Source organism: Streptomyces sp. NPDC091287 (genome assembly GCF_044768525.1).
Lineage (GTDB): Bacteria > Actinomycetota > Actinomycetes > Streptomycetales > Streptomycetaceae > Streptomyces.
Genome location: NZ_JBIVUV010000051.1, coordinates 1 through 1,318, shown reverse-complemented (window position 1 = coordinate 1,318; position 1,318 = coordinate 1). Strand labels below are relative to the sequence as shown.

At 64.0% G+C, this 1,318-nt stretch carries 1 protein-coding gene; it reads left to right on the top strand.

Annotated elements, in window-relative coordinates:
* A partial coding sequence (locus tag ACIQRW_RS38385; protein ID WP_403770012.1) for a condensation domain-containing protein occupies positions 1-1,318 on the top strand: 1,318 nt, incomplete at both ends.

The following is a 1,318-nucleotide window of genomic DNA, read 5'->3' as shown; positions in this document are numbered from 1 at the left end:
CTGTCGTCTCAGGTGGAGTTCTGGCGTGCGGAGCTGGCGGACGCTCCCGCCATCCTCCAGCTGCCCCTGGACCGACCCCGCCCGGTCATCAGCTCCCACCGAGGTGCGACCACCACCTTCGACATCCCCCACCACACCACCACCGCACTACGCACCCTCGGCCACGAACACAACGCCACCATGTTCATGGTCACCCTCGCCGCGTTCCACACCGTCCTCGCCCGCTACACCGCCACCAACGACGTCCTCATCGGCACCCCCATCACCGCACGCCCCCATTCCGAACTCGAACCACTCATCGGCCTCTTCCTCAACACCCTCATCATCCGAGCCGACCTGACCGACAACCCCACCTTCACCACCCACCTCCACAACGTCCGCACCACCGCACTCAACGCCTACGCCCACCAAGACCTCCCCTTCGACCACCTCATCGAAGTACTCGCCCCCACCCGCGACCTCAGCCACAACCCCCTCGTCCAGATCATGTTCCAACTCAACACCCTCACCCCACCCACCCTCACCCTCCCCAACCTCACCACCACCCCCTTCACACCCAACGAAGAAGTCACCCGCTTCGACCTCTCCCTCCACCTCACCGAAAACACCAACAACACCCTCACCGGCCAAATCGTCTACAACCCCGACCTCTACAACCCCACCACCATCCAACGCATCACCAACGCCTACCTCAACACCCTCAACGCCATCACCCACGACCCCAACCAACACCTCTCCGAACTCCCCCACATCGACCCCGCAGAACACCAGCAACTCACCACCCACTGGAACAACACCACCACCCCGAACACCGGCCCCACCACCATCACCGAACTCTTCAACACCCAACTCACCCAAACCCCCCACGCCCCCGCACTCACCGCCAACACCCCCACCGGCACCACCACCCTCACCTACCAGCAACTCGACAACACCGCCCGCCACACCGCCCACCAGCTCCACACCGCAGGCGTCAAACCAGGCCACATCGTCGGCATAACCGCCACCCACCCCCACGAAATGATCATCGGCATCCTCGCCACCCTCCACACCGGAGCCGCTTACCTCCCCCTCGACCCCACCTACCCCACCCACCACCTCAACCACATGATCAACGACAGCGGCACCACCCACATCCTCACCGGCACCGACACCCCCACACCCGCCAACCACCACGCCACACACATCCCCATCCACACCACACCCACCCACACCACCCCACCCACCACACCCCACACACCCCAACCCCACGACCTCGCCTACGTCATCTACACCTCCGGATCCACCGGACAACCCAAAGGCGTAGAAATCACCCACG